The sequence below is a fragment of the Aminobacter anthyllidis genome, from assembly GCF_018555685.1.
GTDB classification, from domain to species: domain Bacteria; phylum Pseudomonadota; class Alphaproteobacteria; order Rhizobiales; family Rhizobiaceae; genus Aminobacter; species Aminobacter anthyllidis.
In genome coordinates, this window is the sequence record NZ_JAFLWW010000004.1 from 136,673 (window position 1) to 159,645 (window position 22,973).

A 22,973-nucleotide genomic window follows, 5' to 3' on the forward strand; every position below is an offset into this window, starting at 1 on the left:
AGTCCTCAGATCAAGAAATTGATTTTATTGGCGCGGCCGCGCTCAGGCTGCGCCGCGCACCTCGACGAGCCGGGCCAGCAGGCTGGCGCCGACAGGCAGGATCGTGTCGTCGAAAATAAATCCGGAATTGTGCAGCGGAACGGTTCCGCCATGCCCCAGATTGAAGAAAGCACCCGGAACCACGCGTAGCAGATCGGCCATGTCCTCCGATCCCATCGTCAGTTCCGCGCTCGGCTGTGCCTTGTCGCCGACGATCTCCTGAGCCACCTCGATGAGGTTGCCGACCCGCTCCGGATCATTCGACAGCACGTCGAAGATGTTGCGGATATCGGCCACGATCTCGATCTCGTGGGCGAGCGCGAAGCCGGCACAGAGCTTGCGAATGCGGTCTTCGATCATCACGCCGTCGGCCTCGTCGAAGTAGCGGAAGGTGCCGCGCAGCACGGCAGTTTCCGGAATGACGTTGTACGCCGAGCCGGCATGGAACTGCGTGACCGAAACGACGGCGGGGTGCGTCGGGTCCATGTTGCGCGACACGATCTCCTGCATCTCCTTGATCAGGCCGGAGCCAATGGCGATCGGATCGCGGCTGGCCTGGGGCATGGCGCCGTGGCTGCCGCGGCCATGCAGCGTGATGTCGAAGAAGCTCGCCCCGGCCTGTGCCTTGCCCGGCCGGATCGTCAGCTGGGAGTGTCCCTGGTAGGGCGAATTGTGCATTCCATAGAGTTCGTCGCAGGGGAAGCGGTCGAAGAGGCCGTCGCGCAGCATCGCTCTGGCACCACCGAGACCTTCCTCCGCCGGCTGGAAGATCAACACGGCGCGACCGGAGAAATCGCGATTGCCGGCGAGATAGCGCGCGGCGCCGAGCAGCATGGTGGTGTGTCCGTCATGGCCGCAGCCATGGAACACGCCGGGGTTCTTCGAGGCGTAGGGAAGGTTGGTCAGCTCATCCATCGGCAGGGCGTCCATGTCGGCGCGCAAGCCGATGCTGCGCCCCGGCCTGTTGCCCTCGATGACGCCGACCAGCCCGGTGCCGCCAATGCCGCGCTCGACGGTGACGCCCCAGCTGGCAAGCAGATCCGCCACCCGCTGGGAGGTGCGATGCTCCTCGAAGCCGAGTTCGGGATGCTGGTGGAAGTCCTGGCGTATCGCGGTGAGATCGTCGGCGAACTGGGCGATCTGTTCAATTACAGGCATGGCGGACCGTCATTCGTGGCTTTGGCCCGTCTGTGGCACTGGCGTCTTGTGAAGGCAAGCGTTTCGTCCTAGGCGTCGAAGACGTGAACGCAGGCGCGGGTCCACTGACCGCCGCGCGTCGACACGCCAGATCCAGCCGCCTGAAAGAGGACGAGATGCCAGCAAAACAGACGATCGAGACGATTGCGGAAGAAGCCGCGCAGTGGCGCCGTCACCTCCATCAGCATCCCGAGCTCTTGTTTGATCTGCCCGCGACGTCGACCTTCGTCGCCGACAAGCTGAGGTCGTTCGGCTGCGACGAGGTCGTCACCGGCATTGCCACGTCGGGCGTCGTCGCGGTGGTGAAGGGCAAGCTCGGCGTCGGCCGCACCATCGGCCTACGGGCCGACATGGATGCGCTGCCGATCGCCGAACAGACCAATTTGGCCCATGCTTCGAAGAACCCGGGCAAGATGCATGCATGCGGCCATGACGGTCACACGGCGATGCTGCTCGGTGCTGCACGTCACCTTGCCTCGACCAGGGATTTTGCCGGCACGGCCGTGCTCATCTTCCAGCCGGCCGAGGAGGGCGGCGCCGGCGGACGCGTGATGATCGAGGAAGGCCTGCTCGAACGCTTCGGCATCGACGAGGTCTTCGGCATGCACAACGAGCCCGGCCTGCCTGTCGGCTCCTTCGCTATTCGGCCGGGTCCGATGCTGGCGGCCGCTGACCGCTTCGTGGTCACGCTGACTGGCAAGGGCTCCCATGCCGCTTCGCCGCACGAATCGCGCGACCCCGTTCTGATCAGCGCGCATCTGGTGCTGGCGCTGCAGTCGATCGCCTCGCGCAACGTCGATCCCTTCGACCCGGTTGTCGTGTCGGTCACCTATCTCGCCGGAGGCAGTACCGGCGCTTTGAACGTCATCCCTGAGACGGCCGTCATAGGCGGCACGATCAGGACGATCGACGCGAAAACGCGCAAGGCCGTCGAACAGCGTTTCAGGGATATCGTTGCCAACACCGCGCGTCTCTTCGAGGCTCAGGCCGAAATCGAGTGGCGCCCCGGTTACCCCGTGACCGTCAACGACCCAGAGATGACGAAGGCGGCGATCGCAGTCGCCGCCGATGTCGTCGGCGCCGACAAGGTCAACGGCAACTGCCAGTGCACGATGGGCGCGGAGGACTTCTCCTACATGCTCGAAAAGCGGCCCGGCGCCATCATCTGGCTGGGCAACGGCGACTCTGCCGGGCTTCACAATCCCGCATACGATTTCAACGACGAGGCCATTGTCCACGGCGTTCGCTACTGGACGGCACTCGTCAGTGACCGGCTCGATCCGCCGGCGGAGCGGTAGAAGCCGCGAAAGAGGTTCGGCCGGCCAAATAGCCGGCCAACGGCCTCCCGCCGCTTCGACTCACCACTCGGCGAACGAACCATCCTTGTGGCGCCAGATGGGGTTGCGCCAGCGATGGCCTTCCTTGGCGCGTTCCTTGACGTATTCCTCGTCGACCTCGATGCCGAGCCCAGGGCCGTCGGGAATGGTGACATAGCCGTCTTCGTAGCGGAACACGTCCTTGTTCTTGGCGTAGTCCATCAGGTCGTTGGTCTTGTTGTAGTGGATGCCCAGGCTCTGCTCCTGGATGAAGGCATTGTAGCTCACCGCGTCGAGTTGCAGGCAGGCAGCGAGCGCGATCGGGCCGAGCGGGCAGTGGGGGGCCACGGCGACGTCATAGGCTTCGGCCATGGCGGCGATCTTGCGACATTCGGTAATGCCGCCGGCATGCGAAAGATCCGGCTGGATGATGTCGACAACGCCTTCCTGGAGCACGCTCTTGAAGTCCCAGCGGCTGTAGAGGCGTTCGCCAAGCGCGATCGGCGCCGACGACAGTGCCGCGATCTCCTTCAGCGCCTCGCGGTTTTCGCTGAGCACCGGCTCCTCAATGAACATCAGCCTGTAGGGCTCGAGCTCCTTGACCAGTACCCGGGCCATCGGCCGGTGAACGCGGCCATGGAAGTCGACGGCGATGCCGATATGCGGGCCGACTGCCTCGCGTACCATGGCGACACGTTCGATCGCCGCATCGATCTTGTCGTGGCTGTCGACGATCTGGAGTTCTTCGGTTCCGTTCATCTTGAGCGCGGTGAAGCCGCGCGCGACGACGTCCCTGGCGCCGGCCGCGACTTCCGATGGCCGATCGCCACCAATCCAGGAATAGACCTTGATGCTGTCGCGGCAACGTCCGCCAAGCAGCTCATGCACCGGCACGCCAAGCGCCCGCCCCTTGATGTCCCACAGCGCCTGGTCGATGCCGGCAATCGCACTCATCAGGATCGGACCGCCGCGGTAGAAGCCACCGCGATACATGACGTTCCAGTGGTCCTCGATGAGCCGGGGATCCTTGCCGATCAGATAGTCGCCGAGTTCATGCACCGCGGCCTCGACAGTGTGGGCGCGGCCCTCCACGACCGGTTCGCCCCAGCCGCTGACGCCTTCGTCGGTCTCGATCTTGAGAAACAGCCAGCGCGGCGGGACGATGAATGTCTTGAGTGCAGTGATCTTCATGGTGTCGGCACTACTCCAATGTATGCGCCCGCTCAGTCTTGCTTCTTCTGGCTCTTCGCCCGCGCGAGATCGCGTGCCGCAAGGTCCAGAATCTCGTTGGCGGCACGGCGCGCGGCTGCGGCGTCGCGCATGCGCAGCGCTTCAACGACGCCGTAGTGAACCCTCACGGCCTCGTCGCGCCGGTCGACCGAATTGGCCGTCGCCTCCAGCGCGAAATTCAATGCTGTCTCGATCATGCCGCCGATCTGGCGGAAGATCGGGTTGTGGCAGGCGCCGTAGAGCACCTGGTGAAAAGCGGCGTCCGAGCGGGCAAAGCGCGCAACGTCGCTTCCGGCGTCCTCCATGCCTTTCCATGCGAGCTCAAGGTCGGCGATCTCCTGCAGCGACGCGCGCGTCGCTGCAAGTTCGGCGACCAGCGGCTCGATGGCACGGCGGGTTTCCAGGATGGAATCGAACAATTTGGGGTCGAGTGTGTTCGGCGCGTGCCACTCGAGCACCTGCGGGTCGATGATGTTCCAGTTGTCGCGCTCGCACACGACGGTGCCGATGCGCGGCCGGCTGAGAACAAGACCCTTGGCGGCGAGCGTCTTGAGTGCCTCGCGGATGACGGTGCGGCTTACGCTGTGTTCGGTGCAGAGATCGTTCTCGCTCGGCAGCGAGCTGCCGACCGGATAGTTGCCGGCAAGGACCTCGGCAGCAATCGCACGCACCACGTCAGGCAGCACGCGCGGGCGGCGCGATTTCGCTGCCGCTGCTGGCGCCTCTTTGATGTTCATGCGTTCTCCTCCCCCAAGAGCGTTTTCTCGTTCTTATGTCCGCTTCGCATGCCGGACAATGCGCCCTGCGATCATCCCTGACGGCGTCGCAAAAAGAAGCTAGCTCATTTATCATACCAGTGCAATTGACTGGTATGATAAAAGAAGCTAGCGTTTGTCATCCGGGCTGAGCGCCCGGGACTTTTGGGAGGAGTTCACATGCGATTGTTGAAGACGGCGCTCGTCGCGGGCGCCCTTGCGGTTCTGTCTGCCACCACCATTGCTTCTGCCTATGCGCAGGAAACCAAGATCGGCTTCATCGTGAAGCAGCCCGAGGAACCCTGGTTCCAGGACGAATGGAAGTTTGCCGACCAGGCCGCCAAGGAAAAAGGCTTTACGCTGGTCAAGATCGGCGCCGAGGACGGCGAGAAGCTGATGTCGGCGATCGACAACCTCGGCGCCCAGGGCGCGCAGGGCTTTATCGTCTGCACGCCCGACGTCAAGCTAGGGCCTGGCATCGTCGCCAAGGCAGCGGCCAACAACCTCAAGGTGATGACGGTCGATGACCGTCTTGTCAGCGCCGACGGCAAGCCGATCGAGGAGGTCCCGCATATGGGCATCTCCGCGACCAAAATTGGCGAGGCTGTCGGCCAGGCCATCGTCGACGAAATGAAGGCCCGTGGCTGGAAGGCCGAAGAGGTTGGCGCCATCCGCGTCTCCTACGACCAGCTTCCGACCGCCGTCGACCGCGTCGAGGGCGCGATCTCGGTGCTCAAGGCCAATGGCTTCAAGGCCGAGAACATCTTCGATGCGCCGCAGGCCAAGACTGACACCGAAGCAGCGCTCAATGCCGCGACGGTTGTCCTGAACAAGAACGCCAACATCAAGAAGTGGGTCGCCTTCGGCCTCAATGACGAGGCAGTTCTGGGTGCCGTGCGTGCATCGGAAGGCGTTGGCATCGCGGCTGACGGCATGATCGGTGTCGGCATCGGCGGCGCGGACTCGGCGATCAACGAGTTCAAGAAGCCCGCGGCCACCGGTTTCATCGGCTCGGTGATCATCTCGCCGAAGCGCCATGGCTATGAGACCGCGCTCAACATGTACGAGTGGGTTGCCAACGGCAAGGAACCGGAGAAGCTGATCCTGACCGCCGGTGCGCTTGCCAAGCGCGACGACTTCGAAAAGGTCCGTGCGGAACTCGGCATCGAGTAATCGCTGCAACATTGAACGGTGTCCGGCGGCGGTGCTTTGCTGCCGCCGGACATTCAGGAGGACCGTCGATGTCATTTCTCGAATTTTCCCACATCTCCAAGGCCTATCCTGGCGTCCAGGCTCTGTCCGACGTGTCGTTTTCTGTCGCAAAGGGGGCCATCCATGGCCTGATGGGCGAAAACGGTGCCGGCAAGTCGACGATGATCCGGGTGCTTTCCGGGGACCAGCACGCTGACACTGGCGACATCGTCATTGACGGCCAGGTCCAGAAATACGCTTCGACGCGCGACGCTTTTCATGCCGGCGTCATCGTCATTCACCAGGAGTTGCAGCTGGTTCCGGAGCTTACGGTCGCGGAAAACCTGCGGCTCGGCCGCTTCCCGGCCAACGCCGGCGTCATCCAGGCCAGGCAGATGTTTTCGGAAGTCGGCGAGAAGCTGAAATCTGCGGGCATCGACATCGACCCGCGTCGCAAGGTCAAGACTTTGTCGATCGGCGAACGCCAGATGGTCGAGATCGCCAAGGCGATCATGCTCGATGCACGCGTGATCGCGCTCGACGAACCGACCTCGTCACTGTCGTCGCGTGAAAGCGAAATCCTGTTTGCCCTGATCGAGCGCCTGCGCGCCGAAGGCAAGGTCATCCTCTATATCTCCCACCGCCTTGACGAGGTGTTCCGGCTTTGCGACAGCCTGACGGTGCTGCGCGACGGCAAGCTGGCCGCCCATCATCCGAGCCTCGAAAACGTCACGCGCGAACAGGTGGTGGCCGAGATGGTCGGCCGCGAGATCTCCAATGTCTGGGGCTGGCGCGCCCGCACCGTGGGCGATGTCAGGCTGAAGGCCGAAGCCATCGCGGGCGACAAGCTCATGCAGCCGGCGAGCTTCGAGGCCAGGGCCGGCGAAATTCTCGGCTTCTTCGGACTGATCGGCGCCGGCCGTTCCGAATTGATGCGCCTGGTCTATGGCGCTGACCTACGCAGCGGCGGAACGATCAGCGTTGACGGACAAGCAATACGCGCAGTCGATCCGCGCCAGGCTATCCGCGCAGGAATCGTGCTCTGCTCCGAGGACCGCAAGCATGACGGCATCATCCAGGGGCGCTCGCTGGAGGAGAACATCAACATCTCCTCGCGTCGTCACAACACGCGTTTCGGCATCCTCAATCCGCGCAAGGAAGCCGAAATCGCCGAGACCTACATCAAGAAGCTCAAGGTGCGCACGCCTTCGCGCAAGCAGGACATCCTGAACCTGTCCGGCGGCAACCAGCAGAAGGTCATCCTCGGCCGCTGGCTTTCCGAACAGGGCGTCCGCGTCCTGATCGTCGACGAGCCGACACGCGGCATCGATGTCGGCGCCAAATCCGAAATCTACGAAATCCTCTACCAGCTTGCTGAGCAAGGCATGGCGATCATCGTCGTGTCCAGCGAACTGCCCGAGGTGATGGGCATCTGCGACCGTATCCTGGTCATGTGCGGCGGCCGCATCTCGGCACACATCGACCGCAACGATTTCAGCGAGCGTGCAATCCTGGCGGCAGCGCTTCCCGACAAGAAGACGCCAGACGCAATCGCTTCCTAAGGGGACTGAGCATGACAAACTCTTTCAAGAAGATACTGCTCGGCGACCAGGGCCTCGTCGTGATCTTCGTGCTGGCCTTTGCGCTGGTGTCGGTCTTCGTCCCGAACTTCCTGACCGAGCGCAACATGCTGGGCCTGCTGCAGTCGGTCGTCACCGTCGGCATCGTTGCCTGCACGATGATGTTCTGCCTGGCCGCGAGGGATTTCGACCTGTCGGTCGGCTCGATCGTCGCCTTTGCCGGCATGGTCGCCGTCATGGCCTCGAATGCCACCGGTTCGATCATGGTCGGAATCCTCGCAGCCCTGCTTTGCGGCGGCGCCGTCGGCCTGATCAACGGCGTGGTCATCGCCAAATTCCGCATCAACGCGCTGATCACCACGCTGGCAACCATGCAGATCGTGCGCGGCCTCGCACTGATTGCGTCGGACGGCCGTGCGGTCGGTATCAATGATCCGAACTTCTACCAGCTCGCGCTGTCCAAGCTCTTCGGCATTCCGTCGCCGATCTGGGTATTGGCGATCCTGTTCGTGGTGTTCGGTTTCGTTCTGAACCGTACCGTCTTCGGCAAGAACACGCTGGCCATCGGCGGCAATCCGGAAGCGTCGCGTCTTGCCGGCGTCAATGTCGACTGGACGCGCATCTGGATCTTCACGCTGCAGGGTATGGTCTGCGCCATCGCCGGCATCCTGCTCGCCTCGCGCATCACCTCTGGCCAGCCCAATGCGGCCATTGGCCTCGAGCTCTCGGTCATCTCGGCATGCGTGCTCGGCGGCGTTTCGCTGGCCGGTGGCCGCGCGGCCATTGCCGGGGTGATCGTCGGTGTGATGATCATGGGCATCGCCGAGAATGTCATGAACCTGCTCAACATCCCGGCCTTCTACCAGTACATCGTCCGTGGCGTGATCCTGCTGCTCGCCGTGTTGCTCGACAACCTCAGGTCCAGCGCGCTCGGACGCCGTTGAGATGCAAGGGTTTGTCGAGCTTGAAAACGACCGCCTGTCGCTGCGGGTGAGGTTGAAGGGCGGGGCGGTCGTTGACGGCCAGACGAGCGATGGCCGGCCCTTCCTGCGCCGGCACGGCGACGGCGCGTTCGATGTTTTGCGTTCGGCGTGCTTTCCGCTGGTTCCGGTCGGCAATCGCGTCGAAGGAAACGGTTTCGAGCTGGGTGGCAGAAGCTATCGCTTCAAGCCCAACACGGCCGAGCCGAACTACATCCATGGCGACGGCTGGCTGGCCGAATGGAACATTGAAGATGCATCGGCCACGCATGCCCAGCTCGCTTTCAAGCAGCTGCGGCCGGCGAAGTCGCCACACGTCTATCGCGCGGTCCAGGCCGTCACACTCGACGGTCCAACCGTAACCCTTGGGCTTGCGGTGACGAACCTGGGTAGCGAGACGTTGCCGTTTGGCATCGGCTTCCATCCCTATTTTCCCCGCACCGAGGACACCCGGTTCATGGCCCCGGCGACAGCTTGGTGGACCGAGCGCGAGGGCTGTCTGCCAGGCGTGCGCACGCCGATTCCGGACAATGCCGATTTCGCGACGCTGCGCCGGTTGCCGCGCCGCAGGCTGAACAATTGCTTCGAAGGCTGGAACGGGCAGGCACGGATCATCTGGCCCGAGATGAAGCTCGCGGCGGACATCGCTGCCGATGCGTTGTTCTCGCGCTACATGCTCTATGCGCCGGTAGACGACCGCAGCTTCATCTGCCTGGAGCCGATGTCGCATACGCCCAATGCGCTGGCGCTTGCCGGGCCGGAAGCGCTGCACCTTCTAGCGCCCGACGAGACGCTCTCCGGCGTTTTCTCGATCACTGTTTCTGACTGCGAGGATTTCCAATGAGCGACCGTCTTGTCGGCAAACGCATTTTCGTGACCGGTGCAGCACAGGGCATTGGCCTGGCCATAGCCCAGGAATGTCTGAAGGAAGGCGCGAAACTATTCATCGTCGATCGCGATGGACCACTGCTGCGCGAGACCGTCGAACGGCTCAATGCAGACGAAGGCGCACTTGGCTATGCCGAAGCCGATATCTCTGATGCTTCGGCTATCACTGCCGCCATGGCGCAGGCCGACAAAACGATCGGCCCCGTCAACGCGCTGATCAATAATGCCGGCATCAACGTCTTCAATTCGCCGCTCGAGACCACCGATGCCGAGTGGCAGCGTTGCTTCGACGTCAATCTCAAGGGCGCATGGAATTGCTGCAAGGCAGCGTTGCCAGGCATGATTTCGGCCGGCGGCGGGGCGATTCTCAACATCGCCTCGACGCATTCCTTCACCATCATTCCGCACACCTTCCCCTATCCGCTCGCCAAGCACGCGCTGCTTGGTCTCACCAAGTCCCTGGCGCTCGAATATGCGGCTGCCGGCGTGCGCGTGAATGCGCTCGCGCCCGGCTATGTCGAGACGCAGAAGAACATCGACTACTGGAACAGCTTTGCCGATCCGGCGAAGGCACGTGCCGAAACCCTGGCGCTCCATCCCGGCAAGCGCATTGCCACCACCACCGAGATCGCCAAGGCAGCGGTGTTCATGATCTCGGACGAATGCCCGTTCATGAACGCCGCCTGCCTGGTCGTCGACGGTGGGTTGAGCGTCCTCCAGCACGCCGCGCAGTGAGGGGACGATGAGCACATCACCCGTCATAGTGGCGATCGATTGGGGAACCACCCGCATGCGGGCATGGCTCCTCGATACCGAAGGTGCCGCCCTTGCCGAAAATCGCAGCGACGAAGGGCTGACCACCGCCCAGACGGTCGGCTTCGAGCCCATTCTCGAACGATGCCTTGCTGCCTTGCGCGCGCCGGACGGTCTACCTGTCATCATCTGCGGCATGGCCGGCGCGCGCCAGGGATGGATCGAGGCGCCTTATGTCGACGTCCCGTCCTCGATTACGGCGATCCTGAGGGGCGCTGTCCGCGTTCCCCATGCGGGACGCGATATCCGCATTGTGCCTGGCCTTGCCCAGCGCAGTACTGACGCCCCCGACGTGATGCGGGGCGAGGAGACACAACTCGCCGGCTCAAGGCTCGAGGATGCCGGCAGACATGTGGTTTGCATGCCGGGTACCCACTCCAAATGGGTGGTCGTCGACAGCGGTGTCGTCGAGACTTTCCGGACGTGGCCAACCGGTGAATTGTTCGCGCTGCTTTCAAGCCACTCCATCCTGCGCCATTCGATTGGCGAGCAGCCGTCCCCCGTCCGGGCAGAGAACCCGGTGTTTGCAAGAGCTTGCGAGATCGCGCTGGCCGAAGGCGGCGATTTCGCGTCTCGTCTGTTTTCGATCCGGGCCGGTTCGCTGCTTCATGGTCTGACGCCTGAGGGCGCGGCGGCTATGCTTTCCGGCCTGATGATAGGCAGCGAGGTAGCATCGGCTCGGCGACAGTTCCTCCTTGCTGATCGGAGTGTGACCCTCGTTGCTTCCGGCACGCTCGCCACCCTGTATCGCCATGTCTTCAAGATCGCCGGGCTCGAAGTCCGCGACATCGATGCCGACGCCGCTGTGCGCATCGGTCTATGTGAGGCCGCGCGCCAGAACGAAATGATCCAAGGAGTGCGGGCATGACCAGGACAGCGGAATTTCCGAAACTGCGGCGCGGGCTGGTCGCGATCCTGCGCGGCCTCACTCCCGATCAGGCCGTTGCAGTGGCCGGCGTGATCTACGAGGCCGGCATCGAGGCGATCGAAGTGCCGCTCAACTCGCCGGAGCCTTTCACATCCATTGCCGGCATCGTCCAGAGTCTGCCTGCATCCGCGCTCATCGGCGCGGGCACGGTCCTTGAAGCAACTCAGGTCGATAGCCTGGCTGAGGTTGGCGGTCGTCTTGTCGTCAGCCCCAACATCGATGCCGAAGTCATGGCCGCGGCTGCCCGCCATCGCATGGTGACCATGCCCGGGGTGATGAGCCCGACCGAGGCGTTCAAGGCAATGCAACTGGGTGCCTCGGCGCTCAAGTTTTTTCCTGCCAGCGTGCTCGGTGTCGGTGGCATTGCCGCCATGCGCGCGGTGCTGCCTAAAGATACGATTGTCGGCGCCGTCGGCGGGGTTTCAGATCGCGACTTCGCCAGCTATCGCGCAGCCGGCGTCACCGCCTTCGGGCTTGGCACCAGCCTGTTCCGCCCTGGCATGGGCGTCGAGGAGGTGGCGGCGCGGGCAAGGTCCGCGGTTGCCGCCTGGGACGAGGCTTTCGAGGGCAACAGCAATGCCGACTAACGTTTCGGTACTGTCCGACCATGCCTGCGAACTCGGCGAGGGGCCGAGCTACGATCCGGTCAGTGACACGCTTTACTGGTTCGACATCGTCAACGGCCTGCTGCTGGAGAAGTGCCTGGGCAAGGACGGCACCACCACAATCCAGCTCGGCCAGATGGCGAGTGCCCAGGCGAACATCGATGGCGAGCGCCAGCTGATCCTGACCGAGACCGGCCTTCATGTCAGGGACAGGACGTCTGGCCGCCTGGTCCTTCACACATCGGTGGAGGCGACGAACGCGGCCACGCGCTCCAACGATGCCCGCGTGCATCCCTGCGGCGCCTTGTGGTTCGGCACGATGGGCAAGCAGGCAGAGACAGGTGCCGGCAGCGTCTACTGGTTTTTTCGCGGCGAATTGCGCCAACTTTACAGCGGCATCTCGATCCCCAATTCGATCGCGTTCTCCCCCGACGGCACCATTGCCTATTACGCAGACACCGCGGTCGGACGGATCATGCGCGTCGCTTGCGACGCAAGGACCGGCCTGCCCGAAGGCGAGCCCAAGGTCTTCGCCGAAAGCGAGAGTGCGGGCAGCTTCGACGGATCGGTGGTCGACGCCGACGGAACCCTGTGGAACGCGCGCTGGGGCGAAGGGCGGCTCGCCGCCTACGCGCCCGGTGGCGAACTTGTCCAAGCGGTCCTGCTGCCGGTGAGCCAGCCGTCATGCCCGGCATTCGTCGGCAAAAATGCCGACCGTCTTGCGGTGACTTCCGCCTGGATCGGCCTAAGCGATGACGCGCGTCGTGCCGAGCCGGATGCCGGCAGGACTTTTCTGGTCGACCTGTCGGTCAAGGGCCGGCTGGAACCTGATGTGCTGATCTAGCGGCATGGCCGTGCGGCCGCTTTTGGCGGCTGTTCAACTACGGGAATACGATAGTGACACGGAAATTGCGTTCACAGGCCTGGTTCGGCGGCTTCGGCAAGGATGCCTTCATCCACCGCAGCTGGATGAAAAACAATGGACTGCCAGACGATGCTTTCGACGGTCGTCCGGTGATCGGCATCTGCAATACGTTCTCCGAACTCACACCTTGCAATGCGCATTTCCGCGGGCTGGTCGAGCATGTAAAAGCCGGCATCCTTGAGGCTGGTGGTCTGCCGCTCGAATTCCCGGTCTTTTCCTGCGGCGAATCCAGTCTGCGCCCGACCGCCATGCTGTTCCGCAATCTCGCTTCAATGGATGTCGAGGAAGCGATCCGCGGCAACCCGATGGACGGCGTGGTGCTGATGGCCGGTTGCGACAAGACCACCCCGTCGCTGGTCATGGGGGCTGCGTCCTGCGACGTGCCGGCGATCGTCGTTTCGGGTGGCCCGATGCTCAACGGCCGCTTCCGTGGCAAGCCGATCGGCTCTGGCACCGACGTCTGGAAGTTCTCCGAAGATGTTCGCGCCGGTCTGATGACCGAGCAGGAATTCGCCGCCGCGGAGAGCGCAATGTCGCGTTCGCCGGGCCATTGCATGACAATGGGCACCGCTTCGACAATGGCGTCGATGGTCGAGTCGCTCGGCCTGGCTTTGCCCGGCAACGCCGCCTATCCCGCCGTGGATGCCCACCGCGCGCGGCTTGCCCGCCTGTCGGGTCGGCGTATTGTCGAGATGGTCAAGGAAGATCTGCGGCTGTCCCAGATCCTGACCCGCAAGGCGTTTGCCAATGCGATCCGCATCAATGGCGCCATTGGCGGTTCGACCAATGCGGTCGTGCACCTGCTCGCCATCGCCGGCCGCATAGGCGCTGAACTGACCCTCGACGACTGGGATCATTTCGGCCGCGACATCCCGACCATCCTCAACCTGATGCCCTCGGGCAAATTCCTGATGGAAGAGTTCTGCTACGCTGGCGGCCTGCCGGCGGTGATGAAGGAAATCGCCGACCTGCTCGATCTCGACGCTTTGACGGTGACCGGCAAGTCGGTCGGTGACAACATCGCATCGGCCGAGAATTTCAACCACGAGGTCATTCTTCCCCGCGCGCAGGCGCTGACCCAGCAGGGCGGCATCGCCGTTCTGCGCGGCAACCTCGCGCCCAACGGTGCTATCCTCAAGCCTTCGGCGGCATCGCCCGACCTGATGCGCCATCGCGGCCGCGCCGTGGTGTTCGAAAACATCGAGCACTACAAGGCGCGTGTCGACGACCCCGCGCTCGACATCGACGAGACCTGCGTCATGGTGCTGAAGAACTGCGGCCCCAAGGGCTATCCCGGCATGGCTGAGGTCGGCAACATGGCCCTGCCACGGAAGCTCTTGGAAAACGACGTACGCGACATGGTCCGCATTTCTGACGCGCGTATGTCGGGCACCGCGTTCGGCACCGTTGTCCTTCATGTGGCACCCGAAGCTGCCGTCGGTGGTCCGCTCGCGCTGGTCCAGGACGGCGACATGATCGAACTCGACGTCGAGAACCGTCGCCTGCACATCGAAGTCGGCGACGACGAACTGGAACGCCGCCGCATGCTGTGGACCCCGCCGGTCGCCGAGATGCAGGGCGGCTACCAGAGTCTTTATGTCGAGCGCGTCATGCAGGCCGATCGCGGTGCCGACCTCGATTTTCTCGTTGGCTGCCGCGGCCATGACGTTCCGCGCGAAAGCCACTGAGGGAAGTTGCGATGTCACGTTTCGCCGTTGCCGACATGCATGGCATCCACGCCATCCTCTACGCGCTGTTCGATGACCAGGAACGGCTGAACCGGGCGGCGATGCGCCGCCAGGTCGAGGTTTGCCTCGAGGTCGGCGTGCATGGCATGGCGGCACTCGGTCTTGCTACCGAAGTGTCGAAGCTAACGGAGGCCGAGCGTCGTACTGTCATGGACTGGATCGCCGAGGACACCGGCGGAAAGGTGCCGCTGGCGCTCACCATCTTCGGTTCGTCGGTCGCCGAGCAGATCACACAGGTGCGTCACGCCGAAAGCGTCGGCGCCGACTGGCTGATCCTGCAGCCGCCGATGGTTGGCCAGCATGGCGCGGCGGAATACATCCGCTTCTTCGGCCGCGTGGCCGAGGCGACGGATTTGCCGGTCGCCATCCAGAACGCGCCGGCCTTCATGGGACGCGGGCTGAGCTCGACCGAGATCAGCGACCTCGTGCGCCAACATCCCAACATCCAGTTGGTCAAGGGCGAGGGTCCGGTGGTCGACATTGCCGGCCTTGTCGAGGCAACCGGCGGCAAGCTGCCGATCTTCAACGGGCGTGCCGGGTTGGAAATGCTCGACAACCTGCGTATCGGTTGCCGCGGCCTGATCCTGGCGCCGGATTGCATCGACTATGCGGTCGCGGCTTATGACAGCTTCAAGGCCGGCGACGAAGCTGGCGCGCTTGCGACCTACCGCCAGATGCTGCCGGCGGTCGTTTCGACCATGCAGGGACTTGAGAATTTGCTGTGCTACGGCAAGCGTCTCTTCGCCCTGCGCTGCGGCTTGTCTGTGCATGATCGTGGACCGGCATTGCGCCCCAATGCGGCTGGCCTTGCCATGATCGAGCGCTTCGCCGCGGAGATGGGGCCTTTGCAGCTTCGGTCATGCTCCCATGTACACGGAAACGGCAAGGCCGTTCTAGGGCAGCCACAACGCTAGTCGCGGCGTTCCGCGCGGCGGGCGCGTTCAAGCACCTGGTCGAGTATCGCCACGGGGTGGGAGTCCCCGTGGCGCTACTTTTATTGGAGGCTTTGGCCGGGCCGACTAACGCGACTTCAGCACGGCGGTCACGCGGTCGCCTTCCCCGTTTAGCTGGATCGATACCTTCTCACCTGCCTGGAGCGGGGGCAAGGCGACATCGCGGGGCACCGTGTAGCTTCTGCCGTTCTCAAGCGTGATGACACGTACGTCGTGGTTGTATCTAGCGACAACGCCGTCCGAGGAGGCTGCAAATGCTGCGCCTGCAAGGAAAATGAGAGGCGAAGCGATGAGGAGAATGGTCTTCATTTTAGGTGTGCCTTCTGTTTTTGTACAATGGAGGGGCGTTACCCGGCATCGCTTGATGCCTGGATTGTCCACGCCAGTTTTTTCGTAGAGATCTGACTCGGTCCGATGACCGGTGATGCGGGCCTGCGGACTGGCCGCAAGCCATGTTCGATTCAGCAGAGCATTCCGTTTCCTTCCTGGTTGGCGGCTTTTCGAGCCGTTGTTGAAGGCTGCGCTTTCCAGTTGCTGGAAAGTCAAGCGTGACAACGGATGGCTGTTTCTGATGGCCTTGCCGGCAGAAATCCCTCTGAGAATCGGCAGTAAGCACCATCGAAGCGTGGGCATCTGGCCATCCTCGTGAGGATGCGAGCGCGGTTGATTCGTTGCCGATCAGAGGTTTTCTGCGGCGACGCATGCAAATTGGCCGCAGCAACAAAAGACGGTTGACCTTCCAGTCACCGGAAACACTAGCGTCGCCGAAAATCATTCAGCGGTGTCGTCATAGACCTCGCGCATTGTCGACGGGATCGTTTCAAATGACTGGAAAGACTAGAATAATGCTGGTGACCGCAGCGGCGTTGAGTGGCGCCGCATGGTTCTCCTACATCGATGGCGTACCGGCCTATGTCAGACAGGCTCTGGCCTCGGGCGAGGCGAACCAGACCGCGCCAACACCCCCGCCTCCGCAGGTGCCGGTGGCGGAAGTCGTCACCCGCGTGCTTGCGCCGTCGTCCGAGTTTACCGGTGTCGTCGCAGCCGCCAAGACCGTCGAACTCCGCTCCCGCGTCGGCGGGGCAATCGAAACGGTCAGTGTTCCCGAAGGTGGACTCGTCGAGCGCGGCCAGTTGCTCTTCCAGATCGACCCCAGGCCGTTCGAAGTCGCGCTCCAGAATGCGGAAGCGCAGTTGCAACGTGCCGAGGTTCTGCTGTCCCAGGCCGAGACCGACCTCGATCGATCGCAGCGGCTGCTGCCTAGCGGAGCCATCGCCAGCAAGACCTATGATGACGACGTGTCCGGGAAGCAGGAGCGGCAAGCGCAGGTGCAGGAGGCAAAGGCGGCAAGTGCCGCAGCCAGGCTCGATCTTTCCTATTCCCGCGTGACCGCACCGATCTCCGGGCGCGTCGACAGGGTACTTGTGACAGAAGGAAACCTCGTCACCGGCGCATCAGGAGGCGCCGCGACATTGCTCACCACGATCGTGTCGGTCGACCCTGCCCATGTCTATTTCGATATCGATGAAGCGACTTATCTGAACTTTCTGGGCCAATCTCGCCCGGAGGCGGTCGGGCGCAAGGGCGCCTCGTTCCCGGTGGAAGTCGGGCTCGCCACCGAGAACGGCTACCCGCATTCGGGTACCTTGGACTTCCTCGGAAATCGTCTCGATCGTGGCACCGGTACGATCCGCGCCCGAGCGGTGCTGGCCAATCCCGATGGCCGGCTGACACCGGGCCTTTTCGCGCGGGTGAAACTTGCGACCAGCGCGCCACAAGAAACCGTTCTCATCGACGACCAGGCAGTCGGGACCGATCAGGGGCGCCGCTACGTCCTGGTGCTGGGTGCCGGTGACATGGTCGAATACCGGCCTGTCGAATTGGGCGCGATGAACGATGGACTGCGCGTTGTTGCAAGCGGCCTCAACCCTGGTGACACGATCATCATCAAGGGGCTCGTCCGGCCCGGCATGCAGGTGACCCCGAACCGGGTCGCGATGGCGCCCGATCAGCGTTCGGTCGATGGCGTTGCCGACGGCAACACGCAGGAGGCACGTCGATGAGTCTGCCGCACTTTTTCATCAATCGCCCGATCTTTGCGATCGTGTTGTCGGCGCTCATGCTGATCGCCGGCGCGATGGCGCTGTTCCGTCTCTCGCTCAGCGAATATCCGTCCGTCACCCCGCCGACGGTGCAGGTGACGGCAAGCTATCCTGGTGCAAATCCCGAAGTGATCGCCGAGACGGTGGCCTCTCCGCTCGAACAGTCGATCAACGGGGTCGAAGGCATGCTCTATATGAGCTCTCAGGCCGCGACCGACGGCCGGATGACGCTCACCGTCACCTTCGCGCAGGGCACCGATCCTGACATGGCGCAGATTCAGGTGCAGAACCGCGTGTCGCGGGCGCTGCCACGCCTGCCGGAAGAAGTTCAGCGCATCGGCGTCGTCACGCAAAAGACGTCCCCCGACATCCTGATGGTGGTTCATCTCGTATCACCCGACAAACGCTACGATCCGCTCTACATCTCCAACTTTGCCACCCTCCAGATCCGCGACACGCTCGCCCGCCTGCCCGGGGTCGGCGACGTCATCATTTGGGGCGCCGGCGAATACGCCATGCGCGTCTGGCTGGACCCCGCCAAGGTTGCCGCGCGCGGCATGACCGCGAGCGATGTCGTCGCCGCCATTCGCGAACAAAACGTCCAGGTCGCAGCCGGCTCGGTTGGCCAGCAGCCGTCGGCGGCAGCCAGCTATGAGGTCACGGTCAGTACGTTGGGGCGACTGTCCCGCGAGGAACAATTCGGCGAAATCGTCATCAAGACAGGTGATGACGGGCAGATCGTGCGCCTGCGCGACGTTGCCCGGATTGGTCTCGGCGCCGATGGCTATGCGTTGCGTAGCCTGCTCGACGGTGAGCCGGCCGTCGCGATACAGATCATCCAACGGCCTGGTGCAAATGCGCTGGATGTCTCCAACGCCGTGCACGCCGAGATGGAGCAGTTGCAGCAAGGTTTTCCAGAGGGCCTGGAATACCGGATTGCCTACGATCCGACCGTCTTCGTACGCGCGTCGCTCGCCGCCGTCATGACGACGTTGCTCGAAGCGATCGTCTTGGTCGTCATCGTCGTCGTCCTGTTTCTGCAGACGTGGCGTGCTTCCATCATTCCGCTGGTTGCCGTGCCCATATCGCTCGTCGGCACGCTTGCGGTGATGTATCTCATGGGTTTCTCGCTCAACACATTGTCGCTGTTTGGCCTGGTTCTTTCGATTGGCATTGTGGTCGACGACGCCATCGTTGTGGTCGAGAATGTCGAACGGCACATCGGTCTTGGCGAAACGCCGAAGGAAGCGGCCCGCAAGGCGATGGATGAGGTGACCGCCCCGATCATCGCGATCACTTCAGTCCTTGCCGCTGTGTTCATTCCGTCCGCGTTTCTGTCGGGCCTTCAGGGTGAGTTCTACCGCCAGTTCGCGGTGACGATCGCGATCTCGACGGTACTTTCGGCGATCAACTCGCTGACGCTTTCGCCGGCATTGGCCGCCATGCTGCTGAAACCGCATCATGATGGAGCCCGCCGCGATTGGCTGACCCGTGGCATCGACTTCATGTTCGGAAGGTTCTTCCGGCTGTTCAACCGCTTCTTCGACAGGGCGTCGAATGCCTATGTCGGAACCGCGCGCCGCGCCATCCGCATCAGCGGCGTGGTCTTCGTCATCTATGCGGGGCTTCTGGGGGCGACGTATCTCGGCTTTCAAAGCATCCCGAGCGGCTTCGTGCCTGCGCAGGACAAATACTACCTCGTCGGCATTGCGCAGTTGCCCTCGGGTGCCTCGCTCGACCGCACCGAAGCCGTCGTCAAGGAGATGTCCAGGATTGCGCTGGCCGAGCCCGGCGTCGAAAGCATCGTTGCCTTTCCAGGCCTCTCGGTGAACGGCTTCGTCAACCTGCCCAATGCCGCGGTGGTCTTCGCCATGCTCGACCCCTTCGATCAGCGCAAGGATCCGTCGCTTTCGGCCAACGCCATCGCCGGGCGCTTGATGGGCAAATACAGCCAGATCCCCGACGGCTTCGTCGGCATCTTCCCGCCGCCGCCTGTCCCCGGGCTCGGCACGACAGGTGGCTTCAAGCTTCAGGTCGAGGATCGCGCCGGCATGGGGCTCGAGGCCCTGGCCAAGGTGCAGGGCGAGATCATGGCCAAGGCGGCTGCGGCACCTGAACTCGCTGGCATGATGGCGAGTTTTCAGGTCAATGCGCCGCAGGTCCATGTCGACCTCGACCGCGTCAAGGCAAAGACGCAGCACGTTCCGCTGACGGGGATTTTCGAGACCCTGCAGGTCAATCTCGGCTCGCTCTACGCGAACGACTTCAACCGCTTCGGCCGCACCTATCGCGTCATCGTGCAGGCCGATGCGCCCTTCCGCGCCGAGGTGGACGACATCGCACGCCTGAAGGTTCGCAATGCCGCCGGCGAAATGGTGCCGCTTGCGGCACTTGCCACCATTGCTACCAGCTCGGGCCCCGACCGTGTGATGCACTACAACGGCTATCCATCAGTGGACATTACGGGAGGGCCTGCGGCCGGCTATTCGTCCGGTCAGGCGACGGCGGCAATGGAGAAGATCTTGCGCGAGACGCTACCGGCCGGCATGGCGTTCGAGTGGACCGATCTGATATTCCAGGAGAAACAGGCCGGCAATACCGCCATGATCGTGTTCCCGCTCGCAGTCCTGCTGGCGTTCCTGATCCTGGCGGCACAGTACAACAGCTGGTCCTTGCCGTTTGCTGTCCTGCTCATCGCGCCGCTGGCCGTGCTCTCGGCAATCGGAGGGGTTTGGCTCTCGAACGGCGACAACAACATCTTCACGCAGATCGCGTTTGTCGTCCTTGTCGGGCTTGCGGCCAAGAACGCGATCCTCATCGTCGAGTTTGCCCATGAGGAGGAAAAGAAGGGCAGCGATCCTCTGGCGGCGGTGCTCGAAGCCGCGCGCCTGCGTTTGAGGCCGATCCTGATGACCTCGCTTGCCTTCATCGCCGGCGTCGTGCCCTTGGTCATCGCGACCGGCGCCGGTGCCGAGATGCGCCATGCCATGGGCATCGCCGTGTTCGCCGGCATGCTTGGCGTCACTGTGTTCGGATTGGTGCTAACGCCCGTCTTCTACGTCGTGATCAGACGGCTCGTGCTGCGTCGCGAGCGCAACATCGGAGCGACGATGGCCGCCTCCGACAGCGATCTCGTTCACTAGATGTTGAGTCCAGGCATTGGTGTTGGTGGCAAGCCCAAGACGACATTCTTCCGGCCGGCCCTGGCGAGTGACGACAAAGCACGAACGAGAGCGCTACGCTTGGCGATGAGCCACGATAGACAGGCAGCGGACGGGCAATTTGGCAAGCTCGTCGGCACCGTGCTGGGTCGCTGCGTCGAAGAACAGGCTGTCACCTGGGGTCAGCCTGTAGGGGATTGCCCCATGCCGGAACACGATTTCGCCTTGCAGTATGTAAAGGAAAACCATGCCTTGATGACTGCTTACCGGGAACACGTCGGTCTCGCATGTGAGAGTGATACAGGGCTCGACACGCAGTCCGGGCCAAGGGACTTGCATTCATGGCTGGCTGGCTCGAAGCCAGGAGCAGCGTCGCTGCCGGATCTTACGAAGACGGCAGTGCGCTCAGATTCGAAGCGGCTCACCAACCAGGTAATCGGCACGGCCAGGCCGCGTGATATCGCTTGCAAAGTCGTCAGGGAGGGTGAAATACCTCCGTTCTCGATTGTCGACAGCATGCCGACCGACAGGTTGGCAGCCATCGCCAGGTCGCTCACCTTCATGCCGTGCCTGGTTCGAAAGGCGCGGACCTCCCGACCAATTGCGTTGTGCAACAATGGTTCCCTGGCTTTTTTCATGATCGCTGGAATCCGGAACCATGTGCTGATGCAGGGGTGCGGCGTTGGCAAGTTCAGGTGACTTGGGTGATCCGTCACATGAACGGATCACCCAAAATCGAGATCAATATCCGCCGCGCCTTGCCGGCATCACCATCGTCCTGGTCAGGACGTAGTGAACGATCGCCGCTACAAAGCAGGCGGGCACCGAGGCGCTGACCCAGACGAACGGACCATGCGCTGCCAGCGATTGCGGATCGAACAGCGCATAATAGACAGCGCCGCCGGCGGCCAAAGCCACGAACGATGCCGGGTTGATGCCGCCCCAGAAGGCGTAGTCGGAATCGGCACCGTCGTTGAAGACATCGCATTGCTTGATGCGGCCGCGACGCAGGATCAGGTAATCGACCGCCGTCACGCCTGAAAGGGGTGCAAAGCCGAGCGCGGTCCAGGCCAGAAACTTGAAGAAGTTGTCGTAGATCTGGCCAGGGAAGAAGGCGATGACGATGACTGGAAGAAACAGCGCGCCAGTCAGCACCCCCCATGGGAGCGCTTCGAAATAGCGCCCACCCGCTTGCCGCATCGCCAGGCACATGCCGTAGAAGATGCTGACGATGGCGGTAATGTTTGCCAGGCCAACGAACAGCAGGGCTGTCACGCCGACAAAGGCGCCACCCAGCGGGATCATCCAAGCGGTAGGGTCATGCGATCCCAGGCTGAGCGCTGCAAACAGGCCAACCAGTTCGCCGAGCACAGCTGCTGCGAAGATGCCGATCAGGTTTGGCCACAGCGCTGCGCGCGGGGTGCGCGTGAACCGCGAGATGTTGCCCAGCACCGGCCACCAGCCAAAACCGGCCGCCAGATTGAATTCGACCGCGATCATGAAGTTGATCCGCTTGTCATCAAACGGCGCAAGAGGCGCGGCATTGGCGATGTCGCTCCAGCTCTTGTGGCTGAAGATGAGAAACAGGATGCCGAAGCATAAGATGAGCTTGCCAGGGCCGACAAAGCGGTTGAGCCATTTGACGGCGGTTGGGCCCTTCCATAGCAAGAGCCACGAGATCGCGATCGCGAGGATTGCGAACAGCGTGACCCCGAGGTCGTTTTCGCCGATATGCGTGCCGCCGACCTGGTTCATGACGCCGCTGATCGCGCGCCCGAACATGATCGACAGAACCGCCGACCAGCCGACGCCGTAGATGGCCAGGAAAAATCCGACAAGGATCAGGATGCCGGTTGGTCCAAAAACGCTGCGCATCAGAGTGAACTGCTCGATGCCGAACTTGCCGGTCGAGATGCAGACGCTGACGGCCATGATCGACACGCCGATGACGTTGCCGATGATGATCGCATAGATGCCGTCGCGTGCTCCGACGACCAGGGCGGTGCTGCCGCCGAGCAGGAAGGCCCATGTGGCTATGGCGAGACCGATATTGATCCATGAATGATCGATGAAACCTAGCTCGCGCTCTTCTTTCAGCACCGGCAGCGTGCCGAAGGCGGCACTGGCGCCGGTGAATTTTGGTGCGGGGGCGGCCATCAGTTCCCTCCACTCCACATGGCGAGCGCGCCGATCAATATCGCCGCCGTTACGATGAACCAGATGCCGATCTCCCGACCCGATATGTCGGCCCGGGCCGGATCTTCATAGCCGGGGGCTGAAATGATGTTCAGTCGTCGGTTCAATTCCCGACGTATTTCATTGTCTGGATTTTCTGAAGCGATAGTCATTTCATCCTCCTCCAAAGATTAAATGAACACGAATACAGGATCCGATCGCTGTTTCGGGCCTGTTTCGAAATCGATAGGCGTTCCCTACCTGCCGGAGCCGGCATAGCGCTGACCCGGGGCTTGCGCGGCAGCTATGTCTGTTTTGGGTTCGGGAATTTGCGGCGGGGTTCTCCTTGTTTGAATGGCCCCAGTTTCCAGCGGATTTTGGGATGAG

The 22,973-nt window shown here is 62.8% G+C and carries 20 protein-coding genes and 1 pseudogene; 13 read left to right on the forward strand and 8 right to left on the reverse strand.

Annotated elements, in window-relative coordinates; genetic code table 11:
* Positions 1-42: 42 nt before the first annotated feature.
* On the reverse strand, positions 43-1,197 hold the full coding sequence (locus J1C56_RS14500; RefSeq protein ID WP_214390548.1) for a M20 aminoacylase family protein: 1,155 nt from the start codon (positions 1,195-1,197) through the stop codon (positions 43-45).
* A gap of 155 nt (positions 1,198-1,352) precedes the next feature.
* Between J1C56_RS14500 and J1C56_RS14505 the strand changes: the two genes are divergently transcribed.
* Positions 1,353-2,534 (forward strand): M20 aminoacylase family protein, encoded by a 1,182-nt coding sequence (locus J1C56_RS14505; RefSeq protein WP_214390550.1) that lies wholly within the window; start codon positions 1,353-1,355, stop codon positions 2,532-2,534.
* 60 nt (positions 2,535-2,594) lie between these two features.
* Here J1C56_RS14505 and dgoD read toward each other — a convergent pair whose 3' ends face one another.
* Together dgoD and J1C56_RS14515 are read right to left on the reverse strand one after the other, a co-directional pair.
* On the reverse strand, positions 2,595-3,743 hold the full coding sequence (gene dgoD / locus J1C56_RS14510; protein WP_214390552.1) for a galactonate dehydratase: 1,149 nt from the start codon (positions 3,741-3,743) through the stop codon (positions 2,595-2,597).
* 32 nt (positions 3,744-3,775) lie between these two features.
* Positions 3,776-4,519, reverse strand: coding sequence for a FadR/GntR family transcriptional regulator (locus J1C56_RS14515; protein ID WP_214390554.1), 744 nt, complete (start codon positions 4,517-4,519; stop codon positions 3,776-3,778).
* Positions 4,520-4,717: 198 nt separating this feature from the next.
* Between J1C56_RS14515 and J1C56_RS14520 the strand changes: the two genes are divergently transcribed.
* From J1C56_RS14520 to J1C56_RS14565, 10 genes are all read left to right on the forward strand, one after another.
* The gene (locus tag J1C56_RS14520) at positions 4,718-5,710 is read left to right on the forward strand and encodes an arabinose ABC transporter substrate-binding protein (protein WP_214390556.1); all 993 of its coding nucleotides are present in this window, start codon (positions 4,718-4,720) and stop codon (positions 5,708-5,710) included.
* A gap of 68 nt (positions 5,711-5,778) precedes the next feature.
* Positions 5,779-7,290, forward strand: a complete 1,512-nt coding sequence (gene araG, locus J1C56_RS14525) for an L-arabinose ABC transporter ATP-binding protein AraG (protein WP_214390564.1) — start codon at positions 5,779-5,781, stop codon at positions 7,288-7,290.
* A gap of 11 nt (positions 7,291-7,301) precedes the next feature.
* Positions 7,302-8,252 carry an L-arabinose ABC transporter permease AraH gene (araH, locus tag J1C56_RS14530; protein ID WP_214390566.1) on the forward strand — a complete coding sequence of 317 codons (951 nt, stop codon included), beginning with the start codon at positions 7,302-7,304 and terminating at the stop codon, positions 8,250-8,252.
* A gap of 1 nt (position 8,253) precedes the next feature.
* Positions 8,254-9,132 carry an aldose 1-epimerase gene (locus tag J1C56_RS14535; protein WP_214390568.1) on the forward strand — a complete coding sequence of 293 codons (879 nt, stop codon included), beginning with the start codon at positions 8,254-8,256 and terminating at the stop codon, positions 9,130-9,132.
* Positions 9,129-9,911 carry an SDR family oxidoreductase gene (locus tag J1C56_RS14540; protein WP_214390570.1) on the forward strand — a complete coding sequence of 261 codons (783 nt, stop codon included), beginning with the start codon at positions 9,129-9,131 and terminating at the stop codon, positions 9,909-9,911. Before J1C56_RS14535 ends, J1C56_RS14540 begins: the two co-directional genes overlap by 4 nt.
* Positions 9,912-9,918: 7 nt before the next feature.
* A complete protein-coding gene (locus J1C56_RS14545; protein ID WP_214390571.1) occupies positions 9,919-10,857 on the forward strand; it encodes a 2-dehydro-3-deoxygalactonokinase in 939 nt (312 codons plus the stop codon).
* Positions 10,854-11,504, forward strand: coding sequence for a 2-dehydro-3-deoxy-6-phosphogalactonate aldolase (locus J1C56_RS14550; RefSeq protein WP_214390574.1), 651 nt, complete (start codon positions 10,854-10,856; stop codon positions 11,502-11,504). Before J1C56_RS14545 ends, J1C56_RS14550 begins: the two co-directional genes overlap by 4 nt.
* Complete coding sequence (locus J1C56_RS14555; RefSeq protein WP_214390584.1) at positions 11,494-12,366, forward strand: SMP-30/gluconolactonase/LRE family protein; 873 nt, start codon at positions 11,494-11,496, stop codon at positions 12,364-12,366. The genes J1C56_RS14550 and J1C56_RS14555 overlap by 11 nt, the downstream gene beginning before the upstream one ends.
* A 53-nt stretch (positions 12,367-12,419) precedes the next feature.
* Positions 12,420-14,135: an IlvD/Edd family dehydratase gene (locus J1C56_RS14560; protein ID WP_214390585.1), complete on the forward strand. Its 1,716-nt coding sequence runs from the start codon at positions 12,420-12,422 to the stop codon at positions 14,133-14,135.
* An 11-nt stretch (positions 14,136-14,146) separates the two neighbouring features.
* On the forward strand, positions 14,147-15,109 hold the full coding sequence (locus J1C56_RS14565) for a dihydrodipicolinate synthase family protein (protein ID WP_214390587.1): 963 nt from the start codon (positions 14,147-14,149) through the stop codon (positions 15,107-15,109).
* 105 nt (positions 15,110-15,214) lie between these two features.
* Here the strand turns inward: J1C56_RS14565 and J1C56_RS32890 are convergent, their stop codons facing one another.
* Positions 15,215-15,781, reverse strand: a complete 567-nt coding sequence (locus J1C56_RS32890; RefSeq protein WP_246591383.1) for a hypothetical protein — start codon at positions 15,779-15,781, stop codon at positions 15,215-15,217.
* A 191-nt stretch (positions 15,782-15,972) separates the two neighbouring features.
* Here J1C56_RS32890 and J1C56_RS14575 point away from each other — a divergent pair, with 191 nt between their 5' ends.
* Positions 15,973-17,211: an efflux RND transporter periplasmic adaptor subunit gene (locus J1C56_RS14575; RefSeq protein WP_246591384.1), complete on the forward strand. Its 1,239-nt coding sequence runs from the start codon at positions 15,973-15,975 to the stop codon at positions 17,209-17,211.
* A complete protein-coding gene (locus J1C56_RS14580; protein ID WP_214390589.1) occupies positions 17,208-20,393 on the forward strand; it encodes an efflux RND transporter permease subunit in 3,186 nt (1,061 codons plus the stop codon). The genes J1C56_RS14575 and J1C56_RS14580 overlap by 4 nt, the downstream gene beginning before the upstream one ends.
* Before the next feature lie 93 nt (positions 20,394-20,486).
* On the opposite strand, the gene J1C56_RS33630 is transcribed toward J1C56_RS14580, so the two are convergent.
* From J1C56_RS33630 to J1C56_RS14600, 4 genes and pseudogenes are all read right to left on the reverse strand, one after another.
* Positions 20,487-20,750: a cupin domain-containing protein gene (locus J1C56_RS33630; RefSeq protein ID WP_420797393.1), complete on the reverse strand. Its 264-nt coding sequence runs from the start codon at positions 20,748-20,750 to the stop codon at positions 20,487-20,489.
* A gap of 38 nt (positions 20,751-20,788) precedes the next feature.
* Positions 20,789-21,037, reverse strand: a pseudogene (locus J1C56_RS33635) (helix-turn-helix domain-containing protein); the annotation flags it as partial.
* A 115-nt stretch (positions 21,038-21,152) separates the two neighbouring features.
* Positions 21,153-22,568 (reverse strand): purine-cytosine permease family protein, encoded by a 1,416-nt coding sequence (locus J1C56_RS14595; protein ID WP_214390594.1) that lies wholly within the window; start codon positions 22,566-22,568, stop codon positions 21,153-21,155.
* Entirely contained in the window at positions 22,568-22,759 is a 192-nt protein-coding gene (locus J1C56_RS14600) for a hypothetical protein (protein WP_214390596.1), read from the reverse strand. Before J1C56_RS14600 ends, J1C56_RS14595 begins: the two co-directional genes overlap by 1 nt.
* Positions 22,760-22,973: the final 214 nt, after the last annotated feature.

Excerpts from the sequence above, each read along its gene's own strand:
- J1C56_RS14500 (WP_214390548.1), bottom strand. The coding sequence starts at position 1,197 with ATGCCTGTAATTGAACAGATCGCCCAGTTCGCCGACGATCTCACCGCG.
- J1C56_RS14505 (WP_214390550.1), top strand. The coding sequence starts at position 1,353 with ATGCCAGCAAAACAGACGATCGAGACGATTGCGGAAGAAGCCGCGCAG.
- dgoD (WP_214390552.1), bottom strand. The coding sequence starts at position 3,743 with ATGAAGATCACTGCACTCAAGACATTCATCGTCCCGCCGCGCTGGCTG.
- J1C56_RS14515 (WP_214390554.1), bottom strand. The coding sequence starts at position 4,519 with ATGAACATCAAAGAGGCGCCAGCAGCGGCAGCGAAATCGCGCCGCCCG.
- J1C56_RS14520 (WP_214390556.1), top strand. The coding sequence starts at position 4,718 with ATGCGATTGTTGAAGACGGCGCTCGTCGCGGGCGCCCTTGCGGTTCTG.
- araG (WP_214390564.1), top strand. The coding sequence starts at position 5,779 with ATGTCATTTCTCGAATTTTCCCACATCTCCAAGGCCTATCCTGGCGTC.
- araH (WP_214390566.1), top strand. The coding sequence starts at position 7,302 with ATGACAAACTCTTTCAAGAAGATACTGCTCGGCGACCAGGGCCTCGTC.
- J1C56_RS14535 (WP_214390568.1), top strand. The coding sequence starts at position 8,254 with ATGCAAGGGTTTGTCGAGCTTGAAAACGACCGCCTGTCGCTGCGGGTG.
- J1C56_RS14540 (WP_214390570.1), top strand. The coding sequence starts at position 9,129 with ATGAGCGACCGTCTTGTCGGCAAACGCATTTTCGTGACCGGTGCAGCA.
- J1C56_RS14545 (WP_214390571.1), top strand. The coding sequence starts at position 9,919 with ATGAGCACATCACCCGTCATAGTGGCGATCGATTGGGGAACCACCCGC.
- J1C56_RS14550 (WP_214390574.1), top strand. The coding sequence starts at position 10,854 with ATGACCAGGACAGCGGAATTTCCGAAACTGCGGCGCGGGCTGGTCGCG.
- J1C56_RS14555 (WP_214390584.1), top strand. The coding sequence starts at position 11,494 with ATGCCGACTAACGTTTCGGTACTGTCCGACCATGCCTGCGAACTCGGC.
- J1C56_RS14565 (WP_214390587.1), top strand. The coding sequence starts at position 14,147 with ATGTCACGTTTCGCCGTTGCCGACATGCATGGCATCCACGCCATCCTC.
- J1C56_RS32890 (WP_246591383.1), bottom strand. The coding sequence starts at position 15,781 with ATGCCCACGCTTCGATGGTGCTTACTGCCGATTCTCAGAGGGATTTCT.
- J1C56_RS14575 (WP_246591384.1), top strand. The coding sequence starts at position 15,973 with ATGACTGGAAAGACTAGAATAATGCTGGTGACCGCAGCGGCGTTGAGT.
- J1C56_RS14580 (WP_214390589.1), top strand. The coding sequence starts at position 17,208 with ATGAGTCTGCCGCACTTTTTCATCAATCGCCCGATCTTTGCGATCGTG.
- J1C56_RS33630 (WP_420797393.1), bottom strand. The coding sequence starts at position 20,750 with ATGCAAGTCCCTTGGCCCGGACTGCGTGTCGAGCCCTGTATCACTCTC.
- J1C56_RS14595 (WP_214390594.1), bottom strand. The coding sequence starts at position 22,568 with ATGGCCGCCCCCGCACCAAAATTCACCGGCGCCAGTGCCGCCTTCGGC.
- J1C56_RS14600 (WP_214390596.1), bottom strand. The coding sequence starts at position 22,759 with ATGACTATCGCTTCAGAAAATCCAGACAATGAAATACGTCGGGAATTG.